The organism is Methylibium sp., assembly GCF_965279545.1.
GTDB lineage: Bacteria > Pseudomonadota > Gammaproteobacteria > Burkholderiales > Burkholderiaceae_C > Methylibium.
Window position 1 is genome coordinate 2,806,232 of sequence record NZ_OZ257250.1, and the last position, 16,464, is coordinate 2,822,695.

The following is a 16,464-nucleotide window of genomic DNA, read 5'->3' on the forward strand; positions in this document are numbered from 1 at the left end:
GGTGCCCCCCAGGCACTTCATGCGGTCCCGCCAAGCGGGAGCCTACGCACTCGGGGCGGCCCGGCGTGCTCATTCAGCATCCTCCACGGGCGTGCTCACGAGCCAGCACGCCGCGCGGGTTCGGCCCGCGTCGATCAGGCCGGGGCGCTCGGCGCGGCAGCGCGCGAACGCCTGCGGGCAGCGCGGATGGAAGGCACAGCCCGGGGGAATAGCGTCCAGTCGCGGCATGGCGCCGTCGATCTGGGCGAGGCGCTCGGAGTCTGCGTCCATCGCCGGGATCGAACGCATCAGACCCACCGTGTACGGGTGTGCGGGGGCATGGATGACGTCGCGCACCGGACCGATCTCGACGATGCGCCCGGCATACATGACCGCCACGCGGTCGCAAGCCTCGGCGATCACGCCCATGTCGTGCGTCACCAGCATCACCGCCGTGCCCTGCTCCTTGCACAGGCGCTTGAGCAGGTCGATCACCTGGGCCTGGATCGACACGTCGAGCGCGGTGGTCGGCTCGTCGGCCACCACCAGTTCCGGGTTCGCCGCCAGCGCGAGCGCGATCACGACCCGCTGGCGCATGCCGCCGGAGAACTGGTGCGGATAGTGGTCGACGCGGGCCTCGGGCGCCGGGATGCCGATTTCGCGCAGCAACTCGACGGCGCGGCCGCGTGCCGCCGTCTCGTCGAGCGGCAAATGCGTGCGGAGGGTCTCGACCAGCTGGCGGCCGACCGTGTACAGCGGATCCAGCGAGGTCAGCGGATCCTGGAAGATCGCACCGATGCGCCGGCCACGGATGCGGCGCAAAGCGGAGGACGGCAGGTTGTCGATGCGCTGGCCCGACAGACGCACCTCGCCGCTCGCGATGCGCCCCGGCGGCTCGAGCAGACCGATGACGGCCGCACCGGTGAGCGACTTGCCCGCACCCGACTCGCCGACCACGCCGAGGATCTCGCCCGGGGCGATGTCGAACGACACGCCGTCGAGCGCGCGCAGCGTGCCGCGGCGGCCAGGAAACTCGACCACCAGGTCGCGCACTTCGAGCAAGGACTGCACTGCCCTCATCCTCGCCGCCAGCCTGCGCAATGCGCGTAGCTCGACGCACGAACCGGCCCGCCAAGCAGCCGCCACGGATCCGGCTCTGCCGGTCCGCCAGCGACGCCCCCTCGAGGGGGAGCGGCGAAGCCGCAACGGTGGGTCATCTCAGCCGCGGGTTGAGCGCGTCGCGCAGCCAGTCGCCGAGCAGGTTCACGCTCAGGGCGATCAGCACCAGCACGGCACCAGGGAAGATCGTGATCCACCATTCACCACTGAACAGGAAGTCGTTGCCGACCCGGATCAGCGTGCCCAGCGACGGCGAGGTCGGCGGCACGCCGACGCCGAGGAAGCTCAAGGTCGCCTCGGTGATGATCGCGGTGGCGACCTGGATGGTCGCCAGCACGAACACCGGCCCCAGCACATTGGGCAGCACGTGGCGGCGCATGATGCGCAGCGACGAGACGCCGATCACGCGCGCCGCCTGCACGTACTCCTTTTGCCGCTCGACCAGGGTGGAGCCGCGCACGGTGCGCGCGTACTGCACCCAGCCGGTCAGCGAGATGGCGAGGATCAACACCCCGAAAGCCAGCGCCTCGTGCGCGCCGGGGAAGAGCGCGCGACCCACGCCATCGACCAGCAGTGCGACCAGGAGGGCGGGGAAGGACAGCATCACGTCGCACACCCGCATGATCAGGGCGTCGACCCGGCCGCCGAGGAAGCCGGACACCAGCCCCAGCGTCACGCCGATCAGCATCGACAGCAGCACCGAAGCGATGCCCACGGCCAGCGAGATGCGCGCGCCGTACATCAGCGCCGACAGGATGTCGCGGCCCTGGTCGTCGGTCCCCAGCAGGTAGGCCGTCTTGCCCTCGGCCAGCCACGCCGGCGGCAGGCGCGAGTCGCCGAGTTCGAGCGTCGCGAGGTCGAACGGGTCGTGCGGCGCCACGAGGTTCGCGAACAGCGCGCAGAACAGACAGCTCGCCGCAACGACGGCCGCGAAGATCGCCACCGGCGACGCGCGAAAGCTGTACCAGACGTCGCCGGCGAAAAAGCGATGCACGGCGCCGGAGTTCACTTCACGACGACCCATTTGTACGGCATGTAGTTGTGGCTGCGGCCCGCGGCGTGCGCCGCTTCACCTGCGGCCTGCGTCCGCAGATGAGCCTGCACCGCAACAGACTGTCGGCCGGCACGCATTACTTCACCACGACCCATTTGTACGGCATGTAGTTGTCGGCCAGTTGCACGAGTTCGATGTTCTTCTTCATCGCCCAGGCCAGCGCCTGCTGGTGCAGGGGGATGTGGCCGACATCGTCCTGGTGGAGCTTGAAGGCCTCGCGGATCATCTCGCCGCGTTTTGCCGCGTCGATCTCCGACTGCACTTTCTGCGTCAGCTCGTCGATGCGCGGATTGCTGTACCCGCCCAGGTTGTATTGCCCCTGGCCCTTGTCGTTGGGCGTGGCCATCAGCGCGCTCAGCACGTTGTGTGCATCGTAGGTGCCGGGGGTCCAGCCCAGCAGGTAGAAGCTGGTGTCGCGGCGCAGGATCTTCGGGAAGTAGCTGGCCTTGCTCTCGGTCTGCAGACTGACCTTGACGCCGACGCGCGCCAGGTTCGCGGCAACCGCCTGACAGATCGCAGCATCGTTGACATAGCGGTCGTTCGGGCAATTCAGGCCGACCTCGAAGCCGTTCGGATAGCCGGCTTCGGCGAGCAGCCTTTTCGCCGCGTCGATGTCGTAGGGCAGGCGCTTGTTCAGCTCGGGCACGAAGCCCTTCACGCCCGGCGCCAGCATCAGCGCGGTCGGCGTCGCCGCGTTGCGCATCACGCGGCTCTTGATGGCCTCGATGTCGATCGCCTGGTAGAAGGCCTGGCGGACCCTGCGGTCCTTGAATGGATTGCGGCCCTTGACGTCGGAGTTCAGCAACTCGTCGCGCTGCTGGTCCATGCCGAGGAAGATCGTGCGCAGCTCGGGTCCCTGCAGCAGCTTGAAGGCGGGATTCACCTTGATGCGCTCGATGTCCTGCAGCGGCGTGGGCTCCATCACGTCGATCTCGCCCGACAGCAGCGCCGCCACCCGCGTGGCATCGTTGCCGATGGGCGTGAACACCACCTCGTCGACGTTGCCTTCGACCCGGCTCCAGTAGCCCGGATTGCGCACGAGCACCGTGCGCACCGAGGGTTGCCGCTCCTTCAGGCGAAACGGCCCGGTGCCATTGGTCTTGAACGATGCCGTGTTCTCGATGCCCTTGCGGCGATCCACCGGTGTCTGCGCCTTGTTCGCGATGCACCAGGCCTTGCTCATCATGTAGACCGAGGCAATCACGTCGGGCAGGATCGCAAAGGCCGCCGTGGTCTCGATCTCGACGGTGTGCTCGTCGATGCGCCGCACCGCCTTGAACGAGGCGGTGTAGCCCTTCATGTCCGAACCCTCGCCGGCGGCCCGCTCGAACGAGAACACCACGTCGTCGGCCGTGAACGGCGTGCCGTCGTGGAATCGGACACCACGGCGCAGCTCGAAGCGCCACACCGTCGGCGAGGTCTGCGCCCAGCGGGTGGCCAGGCCGGGTTCGAGCCGCAGTTGCTTGTCGCGTGCCACCAGCGGCTCGTAGATATTGCTGGCAAAGCTGAGTTGCACGGACTCGTTGAGCGAATGCGGGTCCATCGACTGGGCATCGCCCTGGTTCGCGACACGCAGCGTCACCGCCTGGGCCGCGGCGAGCTGCAAGACCAGGACGGCCGTGATCGCAACGAACTTGAACACATCGCTCTCCTCAGTGCGCGGCGTCGCTGTCGAGGCGCAGCCGTGGATCGACCTCGAAGTAAAGCAAGTCGACGACCAGGTTGATCGCGACGAAGATCAGCGCGATGAGGCACAAATAGGCCGCCATCACCGGAATGTCGGCAAAGCTCACCGCCTGGATGAACAGCAGGCCCATGCCCGGCCACTGGAACACCGTCTCGGTGATGATCGCAAAGGCGATCAGCGAGCCGAGCTGCAGGCCGGTGATCGTGATCACCGGCACCAGCGTGTTCTTCAGGGCATGGCCGAAGTGCACCGCGCGATCGGTGAGCCCGCGGGCCCGCGCGAACCTGATGTAGTCGCTGCGCAGCACCTCCAGCATCTCGGTACGCACCAGCCGCATGATCAGCGTGAGCTGGAACACCGCCAGCGTGACCGATGGCAGGATCAGGTGCTGCCAGCCGCTGGCCGTGAGCCAGCCCGTCGTCCAGCCGCCGATCGTGAGCACCTCGCCGCGGCCGAAGCTCGGCAGCCAGTGCAGCCAGACCGAGAACACCAGGATCAGCAGGATGCCGATCAGGAAGGTGGGCAGCGAGACACCGAGCAGCGAAACCGTCATCAGCAGCTGCGACAGGACACTGCCCCGCCGGAGCGCCGCGATCACCCCCATCGGCACACCGACCGCGAGAGCGAGCACGGCCGCAGTGAACGAGAGCTCGAGCGTCGCCGGGAGGCGCTCGGCGATCAGCGCCGACACCTTGCGCCCCTGCCGCAGGCTCAGGCCGAACTCGCCTTGCACGGCATTGCCGATGAAGCGCGCGAACTGCAGCACGAACGGTCGGTCCAGGCCAAGGTCGGCGCGCAGTTGACTGCGCTGCTCGGGCGTCGCGTCCTGACCCAGCAGGTTGGTGACCGGGTCACCGACGTGCTGGAACAGCATGAACGCGATGAAAGCGACCGCCAGCATCACGACCACGGCTTGGAGAAGGCGTCGAAACAGGAAGGCCAGCATGGTTGCGCGGTGTTGGAGGGCCATTGTGGCTGCGCCCTCGTCGCACCGCCTTTCCGGCGGGCTTTGCGCCACCTGCAGTTCCGTCGGACGACCCCTTGGCAGGTCTCGCATGCCCCGCCGTGCGACGTTCGATCAGTTCGGCGCAGCGCCCAGCTGGGCGCCGCTCAGGCAGACCGCGCCGTACCAGGCCAGCGCCGACGTGCCGGTGTTGTCGGCATCGGTCATGAGGCCGACGCCGATCAGGGTACCGGGCGCCTCACCGAACGCACGCCGGTAGTCGGCCGCGATGTCACGCTCGTGCTCGCGCCACTGCTGCAGATGGCCCGGGCCGGATTCGACGACGATCTTGCGGATGCGCTCGCTGCGCGGGTTGATCACCACGCTCTCGAGCGGCGCCTGGTTGTCCCAGACGTACATCAGCGTCGCGTACGGCGGGCGCTCGCCCATCACGGCCTGCGCCAGCTCGAACAGTGCCTGGTCCTTCGCCGGCAGCAGCTCATGGTCGCCGTCGAAGGCGAGCACGACGCGCACCGGCGAGTCCTCGGTGTCCCGCTGTCGCACGTCGGCCTTGGCAATCAGCGAGGCCACGCGCCACGAGAACCTCAGCGTCCCGAGTGCCGCGGGCTCGAGATGGATCGGGTAACGCAGCATGCTGGCCGAGGCTTCGGCACGTGCCCGCACCACCGCCCGCCCGGCATCGGCAGCGAGGTCATAGCGTGTGGCGCGCTTGCCCGGTAGCGCATGAGGCTGCCACATGGGAATGCACTGCGCGGACCATGCACCCGTCAGCGGCCGCTGGACCAGCGACTCGCCACCCGGTCCGCTTGCGCAGGCACTCAATCCTCCCATCACCACGAAAGCGATGCGCCTTAGCAGCGAGAACAACAAGACAGGACTCCGGCGGACATCAAGGAAACGGTGCTCTCGAACACAAAACGAAAGAGGCGCCCCGCAGGGCGCCTCTTTCAGCGGCACAACTCGGTTTAGAAGTTGTGACCGATGCCGACCAGGAACTGGTCTGCGCCGTTCAAGTTGACGGTGCCGTCGTTGTCAGACTCGCGGTGGAGGTAGGCGGTGTACAGCTGGGTCCGCTTGGACAGCGAGTAGCGCAGCGAAGCGCCATACTTGTCCTGCTTGCGGCTGCCGCCAGCGTCCAGATCGACCTTTGCATGGGTGTACTGGGCCCGGAATTCGAAGGCACCGAAGGGCACCAGCACGCCAACGTTGTACGCATCGACGTCGCCAATAACAGCAGACTGCGCGAGGTTCGTGCCGAAATCGGTGGTGTTCTGATAGCCCAGACCCAGCGTCGCGACACCGAAGTCGTAGCTGGCACCCACGGTGGCAACCTTGTTGTAGGCGCTGCCGCCGGTCGGCGGCTCGGCGTACTCCTCGTAGGAGATGCCCGCCTTCAGCGGACCTGCAGCGTAGCCGAGCAACACACCTTGCTGGCGAGCGGTGGTACCTTCACCGGCGGCCACCAACCCGCGCACCTGGAAGCCGCTGAGGTTCGGCGACAGGTACACGATTGCATTGTCGACGCGGGTGCCGAAGTTCTGGAACAGGACCCTGCCGGCAGAAGCGGCAAAGTTGCTGTCCACGACCGTGAGTTCGCCTTCAGCCGTGAGGTCAGAGCCATAGCCCAGATTCAGCTGACGGGTCAGCGTGTCGTGGCGGCCGAGGCGGATTTCGCCCAGGCTGGCCGAGCTCAGACCGACCCATGCCTGACGATCAAACAGCTTGGTCGCGTTGGCGGCACTGCCGTCGTCGGAATTGAAGCCCGACTCGAGCACGAAATTGGCCTTCAAGCCACCGCCCAGATCTTCACTGCCCTTCAGGCCCCAGCGCGAGCCACCGATCGGCTGGTGGTTGTTCAGCGTGGTCTTCGAATCGAGGATGCTGCCGTCGGTCCAGGTGACAGCGGTGTCCAGACGGCCATACAGCGTCACCGACGACTGCGCCGACGCGGCGCCAGCGAATGCACCCAGAACGGCCAGAGCGAGTACTGATTTTTTCATTGCAACTATCTCCAGAGTTGAACATGTGGTTCCGGCCGATCCGAACAGGCCACCCAAAAGCAGTGCCATCGATCGCCAGCCGTCCCAACTGCGGAGATTCGACCAGACGCCCGGCGATGCCGCCAGAGCCTCACCGCTTTCTGTACCCATTCTGTTGTGGTGAGGCAACTAAGAAGCACGATATTGGTGCCAGAAAGCCACGTCATACAGCCGACACAAATCTCCGACTTCTATAAAACTGGCGTGAGAATCGGCACGAATTTCAGGCGCCTGCCACTCTTTGCCCCAGACCATGCCCACACTCAGCCGCACCGATCAGGTGATCTCCTTGCTCGACAAGGCCTTGAGCACCGTTTTTGGGACTCACTCGGCGTCCCGCCCCACGCCCCGACCGGCCAGCGACTCCGGCGCGTCGCTCAGCCCGCAGGAGAGAGCGCTCTCCGTGTCGCTGATGCGCGTGAACCACGTCGGCGAAGTCTGTGCTCAGGCCCTCTACGACTCGCAAGCATTGAGCACGAGCAATCCGGCCCTCAAGGCCCAGTTCGCGGCCGCGGCTCGGGAGGAGACCGACCACCTCGCGTGGACCGAAGCCCGACTGACCGAACTGGGCGGACGGACCAGCTGGCTCAATCCGCTGTGGTACGCCGGCGCCTTTGGCCTGGGCGTGATCGCGGGGCGCATCGGTGACGCGGCCAGCCTGGGCTTCGTGGTCGAAACGGAGCGGCAGGTGGAACAGCACCTCATGCTTCACCTCGACCGGCTACCGGCCACCGACGCCGAATCCCGGGCCATCGTGGCTCAGATGCGCGAAGACGAAGCCAGGCACGCCAACGCCGCCGAGCGCGCCGGAGGTGCACCGCTGCCACTGCCCGTGCGCTGGGCGATGCGCGGCATGGCGAAGCTCATGACGGCCACCGCGCATCACATTTGAACGGGCCCCAGCCGGGCGGAGAAGTGCTGTTGCAAGGCAAGCAGGTGACGCTTCACAGCTAGACCTCGACGATTTCCACCCCGGTCGTCATGGCAGCGGTCTTGCCCAGCATGGCACTGGCCGAACAGTACTTGTCGTGCGACAGCGCCACGGCGCGCTCCACGGCAGCCAGCGACAGGCCCCGACCGCGGACGACGAACTGCATGTGGATCTTGGTGAATACCTTGGGATCGGTCGGTGCACGCTCGGCGCTCAACTTCACTTCGCAGCCGCGGATGTCGTGGCGTCCGCGCTTGAGGATCAACACCACGTCATAGGCAGCGCAGCCGCCGGTGCCAGCCAGCACAGTCTCCATCGGCCGCGGCGCCAGATTGCGCCCCCCTCCATCCGGTGCGCCATCCATTGAAAACAGATGCCCGCTGCCGGTCTCGGCGTTGAACGCCATGCCGGCCTCGGGTTGCCAGCGAACAGTGCACTCCATGCTCGATTCCCTTCCAGAACTGGCGACGATTGTGCCAATCCGCACAAATAGGGAGCCTCCCCCCCTAGAAAAAGAACGCTCGTGCTTGTTGCGGCGCACCATCGTTCGGTTGTAGAATTTAATCATCGATTGGACAAGGCACGTGCCCCAATCACCGCTTGTCTCCTCCACCCTCCTCCATAGGTGGATTCAGCCCAAGGCCTCACGGCCTTGGGCTTTTTTATTGCGCCATCGCGGCGACCGGGCTTGTTGCGCTGCAGCGGCCGGCCATCAGGGCGCAAAGGCCTGCCTTATCATCGCGCCGCTTGTAACAAGGAGACTTCATGGCCCGCGCCGCGTCGCGCCTCGCCTCGCGAACCCCATCCGCAAAGGCTGCTCGTCCCACGACCCAGGCCAAGCCCGACTACCTGCAACGCATCCTGACCGCGCGGGTGTATGACGTCGCCATCGAGTCCGCCTTGCAACTCGCACCTCAGCTCTCGCACCGCGTGGGCAACCAGGTCTGGCTCAAGCGCGAGGACGAGCAGCCCGTCTTCAGCTTCAAGCTGCGGGGCGCCTACAACAAGATGGTCCATCTGAGCGCCGCGCAACTCGAGCGCGGCGTGATCTGTGCCTCGGCCGGCAATCATGCCCAGGGCGTCGCGCTGTCGGCCCGCAAGCTCGGCTGCCACGCGACGGTGGTGATGCCCGTCACCACGCCCCAACTCAAGATCGAGGCGGTGCGCGCACTCGGTGGCAAGGTGGTGCTGCACGGTGACAGCTACTCGGATGCTTATGCGCACGCACTGCAGCTCGAGCGTGACGACGGGCAGACCTTCGTACACCCTTTCGACGATCCCGATGTGATCGCCGGCCAGGGCACGATCGCAATGGAAATCCTGCGCCAGCACCAGGGACCGATCGACGCGGTGTTCGTCGCGGTCGGCGGCGGTGGCCTGATCTCCGGGATAGCCGCCTACATCAAGGCGGTACGGCCCGAGATCCGTGTGATCGGTGTCCAGACCGTCGACTCGGACGCAATGGCGCGCTCGGTGCGGGCCGGCAAGCGCGTGACGCTGCACGACGTGGGCCTGTTTTCCGACGGCACCGCGGTCAAGCTGGTAGGCAAGGAGACTTTCCGCCTGACGAGGCAGTTGGTCGACGACTTCGAGATCGTCGATACCGACGCGGTTTGCGCCGCGATCAAGGACGTCTTCCAGGACACGCGCTCGATCCTCGAGCCGGCCGGCGCCCTGGGCGTGGCGGCGGTCAAGCAGTATGCGGCGCGCACCGGCTGCACGGGCAAGACTTTCGTCGCGATCACCTGCGGCGCCAACATGAATTTCGACCGCCTGCGCTTCGTCGCCGAGCGGGCCGAGGTCGGCGAAGAACGCGAGGCCTTATTCGCCGTCACGATCCCCGAGGAGCGCGGCTCGTTCAAGCGCTTTTGCGAGCTTCTCGGACCCCGCAGCGTCACCGAGTTCAACTACCGCATCTCGGATGCACGGAGCGCCCAGGTCTTCGTCGGCCTGGCGACGCGCGAGCACGGTGAGTCGACGCGCATCGCCGAACGCTTCCAGAAGCAGGGATTCGCGACCGTGGACCTGACCCACGACGAACTCGCCAAGACCCACATCCGCCACATGGTTGGCGGCCGCTCGGAGCTCGCGCGCGACGAACGGCTGTTCCGTTTCGTCTTTCCGGAACGGCCTGGGGCGCTGATGCGCTTCCTGACCCGCATGCATCCGGACTGGAACATCAGCCTGTTCCACTACCGGAACCAGGGCGCCGATTACGGCCGCATCCTCGTCGGGCTGCAGATCCCGCGCGGCGCGCAGCGCGCGCTGCGCGAATTCCTTGCAACGCTCGACTATCCCTGTGTCGAGGAGACACGCAACCCCGTCTACCAGCTCTTCCTGCGTTGAGCGCTGTGCTCCGGGTGATTGCTTGCGGTGATCGGGAGCCGCGGGCTGATTCAGATGCCCCGATCCGCGATTGTCGCCAGGTCGGCGCAGGGCCCACAATCCCACTGGACCAACCCTCCCCTCCACCATGTCTGTCCAGCGCTCCCTGATCGCCCCCACGGCTCACCCGCGGCTCGAAGATGCGCTACGGCAGAAGCTTCAGCATCGCGCCGAGACCGCCGGCAGCCTCGGCGAACTCGAACCACTGGCGGTGCGCCTGGGCCTGATCCAGAACACGCTGAAGCCGCGGCTCAAGAACCCGCAGCTTCTGGTGTTCGCCGGCGACCATGGTCTGGTCGTCGATGGCCTGTCGACGCGCGCCGAGCCGACGTCCCAGCAAGTGGCCCACCTGCTGGCGGGCCGGCTGCCGATGGCAGTGTTCTCGTTCATCCAGGGCATGGGACTGACGGTGGTCGACGCCGGCTTGGCCGAGACGATGAGCCCGTACCCGAGCCTGCTGCAACGCAAGATCGGCTTCGGCACGCGCAGTGCGCGCTCCGGGCCGGCCATGTCGATCGATCAGGCGCATGCCGCCATCCGGGCCGGCATGGAGATCGCCGACACGCTCAGCGGCAACGTGCTGGCCTGCGCCGGCATCGGCGTCGGCGCGCACGAGAGTGCCTCGCTGGTGCTCTCGCGCCTGGCGGACATCCCGCTGCGCGACCTGACCATCTCCGGCCCGAACATGCAATCCGATGCCCTGGCCCAGACGATGGTGGTGTTGCAGAGCACCCAGGGCCGGCACCGTGACGTCACCGATCCGGTTGAAGTACTGGCCGCGTTCGGTGGCTTCGAGGTCGCGACGATGGTCGGTGCGATGCTGGTCGCGGCGAGCAAGCGCCACCTGATCATGGTCGATGGCGTCCCGGCCTGCGCCGCGCTGCTGGTGGCCGCCCGCATCTCGGCGCCGGTGACCGACTACGTGGTGTTCTGCCGCAGCCACAGCCACCGCGGCCTCGACCATGCCCTTGGTCTGTTCCACGCCAGCGCCCTGCTCGAACTCGGCATGGAGAGCACCGACGGCACGGGCGCGACGCTGGCTTGGCCGTTGGTCAACAGCGCGGCGGCCTTGCTGACCCAGGTGGCCGAAGGCGAAGACCCGGGACCGACATCGCCTTCCACGACGACCATCCCGACGCTGGACACACCGGTGGAGGTGGACTTCGACCGGGGCACTCGGCCCTGAGTGCGATGGCCCTGCGACCCCGCGTCACCGGCGGTTGACCAGGTCTCTGGGCGGGCCTGACGGTCCGGGCCCGGGATCAGGCGCAGCTGGTGGCGGCACGGCGACTGGCCCCGCCGGCAGCAGCCCGGAAGCCGCTGGCAGGCTGCCCGTCGCGGGTGGCGGCAGCGGCGGCAGGTCGAGTTGCACGGCAGGCTCCCCTTGTGCCGGACCGATGGTGGCGCTGCGGACTGCCACCGATTGCAGCACCAGCGCGTTGTCGATCGGCGCGCCGACGCGGTAGGCACGCGGCGGCTTCTCATCGACTGCGATCAAGGCGATGCCTTGATCGCGACCGCGCTCGCCCTCCTTGGGCGCCATGACGCCGATCAATTTGAAACGGCTCGCCAACCCTGGCGCGCTCGCACTGGCCGCGGCCGATGGCGTGGCGGCCACGGCAAACAGCCGCAGCACGTCTGCACGTCGACCTTCGGCCGACGCCACGGGCTCGGTCTGGCTCGGCACAGGCCGCGGTGTCACCAGCACGCGCAGCCCCCAGAACGCCGCACAGGCCGCCACGGCGGCCCACACGAGAAATGCAGCAATACGGGCTGGCATGGCTGACGATTATGATGGAAGCGAGTCCATGGCCCGCGACGGCTTCGCGCCGCCGCCCAAGCAAGATGCTGAACCTTCCTCCCCGATGCTCGCCGCCGCGCACCGCACGCGGCTTCACCCTGATCGAGCTGATGGTCGTGCTCGTGATCATCGGCGTGCTCGCGGCGCTGATCGTGCCCAATGTCCTGGAAAGAGCGGACGACGCCCGCGTCACCGCCGCGCGGACCGACGTGAACAACCTGATGCAGTCCCTCAAGCTCTACCGCCTGGACAACCAGCGCTACCCGACCGCGGAGCAGGGTCTGCAGGCCCTCGTCAGCAAACCGACCGCGAGCCCGGTACCACCGAACTGGAAGCCCTACCTCGAGAAACTGCCCAACGACCCTTGGGGGCACGCCTATCAGTTCGCAAATCCGGGCGTGAAGGGCGAGGTGGACGTGTTCAGCTTCGGGGCCGATGGCCTGGCCGGCGGCGAAGGCAAGGACGCAGACGTCGGATCCTGGCAGTGACATGAGCGGGCACCCGCCCTGCAGTCGACCCGCACGACCGCGACCGGCGCGCCGAGCGAACGGCTTCACGCTGATCGAGTTGCTCATCGTGGTGAGCTTGATTGCCATTGCCTCGGCGGTCGCTTCGCTGGCCCTGCGCGATCCGGCAGCGACTCAACTCGAACGCGAGGCCGCCCGGCTGGCGGCCCTGCTCGAAACAGCCCGTGCGGAGGCCAGGGCAGCGGGCGTCGCGGTCGTCTGGGTGCCCGCCGCCACGGGCTTTCGCTTTGTCGGTCTGCCCGATGCACTCGCCCTGCCGACCCGGTGGCTGACCGAGAGCGGCGTCAGCGCCGAGGTGCGGACAGCGCAGGGGCTGACCCAGGGGGCCGTGCTCGGCCCGGAGCCGGTGATCGGCGCGCAGCGTATCGTGCTGCGCCTGGAGGCGCAGAGCGTGGCGCTCGCGACGGACGGCTTCGGTCCTTTCATCGTGGCCGGCGACGACGAGGTCGTACCCCATGGCGCGCGCTGAGCCCGGCCGGCAACCACGGCGCTGCGGTCCAGCCCACGGCCTGACGCTGATCGAGGTGCTGGTCGCACTGGCGATCGTCGCGGTCACGCTGGGCGCCGGCATCAAGGCAGCCGGCGCGCTGACCGACAACGCCCGGCGGCTCACCGATGTGACGGCCGCCCAATGGTGCGCCGACAACCAGCTCACGGCCTTCAAGCTGATGAAGCAGTTTCCCGGCGTCGGCGACAGCGACTTCTTCTGCGAGCAGTTGGGCGTGGTCTACCAGGGCAGGATGGTGGTGCGCCCGACGCCGAACCCCAATTTCCGGCGCGCCGACGCCGTGGTGCTCACGCCCGGCGGGCAACCGATCCTGACGCTGTCGACGGTGCTGTCGAGGTACTGAAGCAATGCACACCCGCGACCGCATCCACCGCCACGCCGGCTTCACGCTGGTCGAGGTGATGGTCGCGCTGCTCATCATGGCCATCGTCGCGGCGCTGTCCTGGCAAGGCATCGACGCCATCGTGCGCTCGCGCGACATCAGCGCCCGGCGGCTCGAGGAGCAATTGCGGCTGCAATCCGTTGTCGCCCAGTGGGAGGCCGACCTCGCCGCGGTGCAGGACAGCGGCATCGTGCCGCCGCTGCAGTTCGACGGTGCCAGCCTGCGGCTGACGCGGCGCCAGGCCGATGGATTGCAACTCATCGTCTGGTCGTTGCGCGGCGGCAGCTGGACACGCTGGGCGAGCCCCGTCGTGACGCATGGCACGGCACTGCGCGAGAACTGGCTGCAATCGCAGCAACTGCTGGGCAACGAGGCCGGTCAGCTGCGCGCCCTGGGTGGGATCGCGAGCTGGCAGCTCTACTACTGGCGCGGCAACGCCTGGAGCAATGCGCAGTCGAGCGGGGACACCGCACCGGACGCCGCCGCCGCGCAGACGCCCACGCTAGCGACCCGCCAGGTGCTGCCCGGAGGGGTGCGGCTGGTGCTGGCGTTCGCCGAGGACAGCGGCGTCGTCGGCACGCTGACACGCGATCTGCGGCTGTCGCCGCAAGGCTCATGAGCCGGCCGTCCTGCCCGAAGAGCGGGCTCGCTCATGGAGCGACAGTGCGCCGCCGCCAGGGTGCCGGCCTGATTCGCCGGCACCAACGCGGTGCCGCCCTGCTGACTGCCATGGTCATCGTCACGCTGGTGGCGACGCTGGCAGGCGCCATGGTCTGGCAGCAATGGCGTGCGGTGCAAGTCGAAGTGGCCGAGCGCGCACGCTCGCAGGCGCAATGGATCCTGACCGGTGCCATCGACTGGGCGCGCCTGATCCTGCGCGAGGACGCCCGCACCGGGGGCGCCGACCATCTGGGCGAGCCTTGGGCAGTGCCCCTCGCCGAGGCCAGGCTCTCGACCTTTCTCGCCGTCGATCGTGACAACACCGACGATGCACCGGAGGCCTTTCTGTCCGGATCGATCACCGATGCACAGTCACGCTACAACCTGCGCAACCTGATCGACGCCCGCTCGGGGACCGCCGCCGGAGCCGAAGAGCGGGTGCTGCAGCGCCTGCTCGAGACGATCGGCGCGCGGTCCGATCTCGCGCCCCTGATCGCTCGCGGGCTGCGCGATGCGGCGCTTGCCAGCGGCCAGCAGACGAGCACCTCGGAGATCAACGCCGACCCGCCCTTGATGCCCGAGCGCGTCGAGCAGATCGCCTGGCTGGGAATCGACGCCGAGACCCTGGCCTTGCTGTCTCCCTATGTGTCGCTGCTGCCGGTGCGCACCACCGTGAATGCGAACACCGCACCCAAGGAAGTGCTCGTAGCCGTGATCGAGGGGCTGGACCTCGCCAGCGCGGACCGGCTGATCCAGGCACGCCAGCACAACCCGTTCCGCAACGTGGCCGAGATCGGCAAGCTGCTGCCCCAGGGCGTCAGCGCAGCCACCGATCGCATCTCGGTGACTTCGGCCTTCTTCGAGGTTCGCGGCCGGCTGCGCCTGCAGGACCGCAGCGTGGAGGAGCGTGCGCTGGTCGAGCGCCGCAATCAGGACATCGTGACACTGCGGCGTGAGCGGGTCGTGGCGGTCGACAGCCTGGCCCGCTGAGCACGCGCCGCGCCGCACACATCCGGAAACCGGCGCCAGGCACTGATTCCGCGCTGTCTCTGATGCGCCACACCTACAATCGCCGCGCACACTCACCCCCATGACAACGCTTGTCGTTTCGTTCCCGCCGCGGCCGCGCTTGCGCGCCGGTGCCACTGCGCCCGCGCCGCGGGTGGCGGGGAACTTCGCCTATGCGTTCAGCAATGACAGCCTCGACGTGATCCGCGAAGGACAGGCCGCTCCGGCGCTGCTGCCCAAGGCCGATCAGGTGGTGGCGGTGCTGGCAGCCACCGATGTCAGCTGGCACCGCATCGTCTGCCCCAAGGCACCGCCGGCCCGTCTCGGGGTCGCGCTGGCCGGCGTGCTGGAGGAAGCACTGCTCGAAGACACCGCGCAGCTGCATTTCGCCCTGGCCCCGGGAGCCAAGGGCGGCGACCTGGTCTGGGTGGCCGCGACGGACCGCGCCTGGCTGGCCGGGGAAATCGCCATGCTCGAGGGCGCCGGGCTGCGGGTCGATCGCGTCGTGCCGGCGGCCTGGCCGGATGAGCCGGCCAGCGGGCATTTCGCCGAAACGCATGACGGTGGCGACGCCGGTGTGGGCGGCCTGGGCCTCATGCTCACCTGGGCGCATGCCGATGGTGTTGCGTGCTGGCCGCTGCAGGGCGGGCTCGCGCGTGCGCTGCTGCCGCAGCCGCTGCCCGCCGACGCGCGCTTCACGGCCACCCCGGCGGTCGCCGCGCCCGCCGAGCGCTGGCTCGGCAGCACGGTGCGCGTTCAGTCACCGGCCGAGCACGCCTTGCAGGCGGCGCGCTCGCTGTGGAATTTGCGCCAGTTCGGTCTGGCACCGCGCCACCGGGGTTTGAATGCCTTGCGCGAAGCCGGGCGAAGGTTCCGGAGTTCGGCCTGGCAACCGGTGCGCCTCGGACTGACCGGGCTGGTCGCCGTGCAACTCATCGGCCTGAATGTCGCCGCCTGGCAGCAGCGCAACGCGCTCGAGGCCAAGCGTGTCGCCATGACCGACCTGCTGCACACCACCTATCCGCAGGTTCGCGCCGTACTCGATGCACCGGTACAGATGCAAAAGGAAACCGACGCACTGCGAGTCGCCGCCGGGCGGCCCGGCGAAGCCGACTTCGAATCGGCCTTGCAGGCCGCGGCCAGCGCCTGGCCGGCTCAGCAGCCTGTCCAGATGCTCGGCTACGAGAACGGGCTGCTGACGCTCGCCACGCCCGGCTGGAGCGACGTGCAGATCCAGAGCTTTCGCGACGCGTTGTCCTCGAGCGGCTGGCAGGTCGAAGCGGTCGATGAGCGCGTGAGCTTGCGCCGCGTGTCGGCGCCAGGGGGGCGCCGCACATGAGCCTCGCATCACGACCTGCCGTGGACCACGGAGCGGCCCCGCACCCACAGCGCGGCGGGAGGCCACGAAGTGTCTTCATGG

Annotated in this window: 17 protein-coding genes; 9 read left to right on the forward strand and 8 right to left on the reverse strand. The window is 67.9% G+C overall.

Annotation, left to right across the window (positions count from 1 at the left end; all coding sequences use genetic code 11):
- Positions 1–69: 69 nt before the first annotated feature.
- From ACQY9S_RS13090 to ACQY9S_RS13115, 6 genes are all read right to left on the reverse strand, one after another.
- Positions 70–1,050, reverse strand: coding sequence for an ABC transporter ATP-binding protein (locus tag ACQY9S_RS13090; protein ID WP_428420132.1), 981 nt, complete (start codon positions 1,048–1,050; stop codon positions 70–72).
- A gap of 142 nt (positions 1,051–1,192) precedes the next feature.
- On the reverse strand, positions 1,193–2,122 hold the full coding sequence (locus ACQY9S_RS13095; RefSeq protein WP_428420133.1) for an ABC transporter permease: 930 nt from the start codon (positions 2,120–2,122) through the stop codon (positions 1,193–1,195).
- Between the two features lie 106 nt (positions 2,123–2,228).
- Entirely contained in the window at positions 2,229–3,794 is a 1,566-nt protein-coding gene (locus ACQY9S_RS13100) for an ABC transporter substrate-binding protein (RefSeq protein WP_428420134.1), read from the reverse strand.
- Positions 3,795–3,804: 10 nt separating this feature from the next.
- Positions 3,805–4,785 (reverse strand): ABC transporter permease, encoded by a 981-nt coding sequence (locus ACQY9S_RS13105; protein ID WP_428420135.1) that lies wholly within the window; start codon positions 4,783–4,785, stop codon positions 3,805–3,807.
- A 132-nt stretch (positions 4,786–4,917) separates the two neighbouring features.
- Positions 4,918–5,541: a DUF3047 domain-containing protein gene (locus tag ACQY9S_RS13110; protein WP_428420136.1), complete on the reverse strand. Its 624-nt coding sequence runs from the start codon at positions 5,539–5,541 to the stop codon at positions 4,918–4,920.
- Between the two features lie 227 nt (positions 5,542–5,768).
- Entirely contained in the window at positions 5,769–6,872 is a 1,104-nt protein-coding gene (locus tag ACQY9S_RS13115) for a porin (protein WP_428420137.1), read from the reverse strand.
- Between the two features lie 223 nt (positions 6,873–7,095).
- Here ACQY9S_RS13115 and coq7 point away from each other — a divergent pair, with 223 nt between their 5' ends.
- Positions 7,096–7,734 (forward strand): 2-polyprenyl-3-methyl-6-methoxy-1,4-benzoquinone monooxygenase, encoded by a 639-nt coding sequence (gene coq7 / locus ACQY9S_RS13120; protein ID WP_428425732.1) that lies wholly within the window; start codon positions 7,096–7,098, stop codon positions 7,732–7,734.
- A gap of 58 nt (positions 7,735–7,792) precedes the next feature.
- On the opposite strand, the gene ACQY9S_RS13125 is transcribed toward coq7, so the two are convergent.
- Positions 7,793–8,215: an OsmC family protein gene (locus tag ACQY9S_RS13125; protein WP_428425734.1), complete on the reverse strand. Its 423-nt coding sequence runs from the start codon at positions 8,213–8,215 to the stop codon at positions 7,793–7,795.
- A 323-nt stretch (positions 8,216–8,538) separates the two neighbouring features.
- Between ACQY9S_RS13125 and ilvA the strand changes: the two genes are divergently transcribed.
- On the forward strand, positions 8,539–10,119 hold the full coding sequence (gene ilvA / locus ACQY9S_RS13130; protein WP_428420138.1) for a threonine ammonia-lyase, biosynthetic: 1,581 nt from the start codon (positions 8,539–8,541) through the stop codon (positions 10,117–10,119).
- Positions 10,120–10,246: 127 nt separating this feature from the next.
- Entirely contained in the window at positions 10,247–11,344 is a 1,098-nt protein-coding gene (locus tag ACQY9S_RS13135) for a nicotinate-nucleotide--dimethylbenzimidazole phosphoribosyltransferase (RefSeq protein WP_428420139.1), read from the forward strand.
- A gap of 24 nt (positions 11,345–11,368) precedes the next feature.
- On the opposite strand, the gene ACQY9S_RS13140 is transcribed toward ACQY9S_RS13135, so the two are convergent.
- Positions 11,369–11,938 (reverse strand): type II secretion system protein N, encoded by a 570-nt coding sequence (locus tag ACQY9S_RS13140; RefSeq protein ID WP_428420140.1) that lies wholly within the window; start codon positions 11,936–11,938, stop codon positions 11,369–11,371.
- A 65-nt stretch (positions 11,939–12,003) separates the two neighbouring features.
- Here ACQY9S_RS13140 and gspG point away from each other — a divergent pair, with 65 nt between their 5' ends.
- The 6 genes from gspG (at position 12,004) to gspL (ending at position 16,383) form a co-directional block, all read left to right on the forward strand.
- The gene (gspG, locus tag ACQY9S_RS13145; RefSeq protein ID WP_428420141.1) at positions 12,004–12,447 is read left to right on the forward strand and encodes a type II secretion system major pseudopilin GspG; all 444 of its coding nucleotides are present in this window, start codon (positions 12,004–12,006) and stop codon (positions 12,445–12,447) included.
- Between the two features lies 1 nt (position 12,448).
- Positions 12,449–12,955 carry a pilus assembly FimT family protein gene (locus ACQY9S_RS13150; protein ID WP_428420142.1) on the forward strand — a complete coding sequence of 169 codons (507 nt, stop codon included), beginning with the start codon at positions 12,449–12,451 and terminating at the stop codon, positions 12,953–12,955.
- Positions 12,942–13,337, forward strand: coding sequence for a type II secretion system minor pseudopilin GspI (gene gspI / locus ACQY9S_RS13155; RefSeq protein ID WP_428420143.1), 396 nt, complete (start codon positions 12,942–12,944; stop codon positions 13,335–13,337). Before ACQY9S_RS13150 ends, gspI begins: the two co-directional genes overlap by 14 nt.
- Before the next feature lie 4 nt (positions 13,338–13,341).
- Positions 13,342–13,995 (forward strand): PulJ/GspJ family protein, encoded by a 654-nt coding sequence (locus tag ACQY9S_RS13160; protein WP_428420144.1) that lies wholly within the window; start codon positions 13,342–13,344, stop codon positions 13,993–13,995.
- A gap of 44 nt (positions 13,996–14,039) precedes the next feature.
- Positions 14,040–15,026, forward strand: coding sequence for a type II secretion system minor pseudopilin GspK (gene gspK, locus ACQY9S_RS13165; protein WP_428420145.1), 987 nt, complete (start codon positions 14,040–14,042; stop codon positions 15,024–15,026).
- Positions 15,027–15,126: 100 nt separating this feature from the next.
- A complete protein-coding gene (gspL, locus tag ACQY9S_RS13170) occupies positions 15,127–16,383 on the forward strand; it encodes a type II secretion system protein GspL (protein WP_428420146.1) in 1,257 nt (418 codons plus the stop codon).
- Positions 16,384–16,464 lie beyond the last annotated feature (81 nt).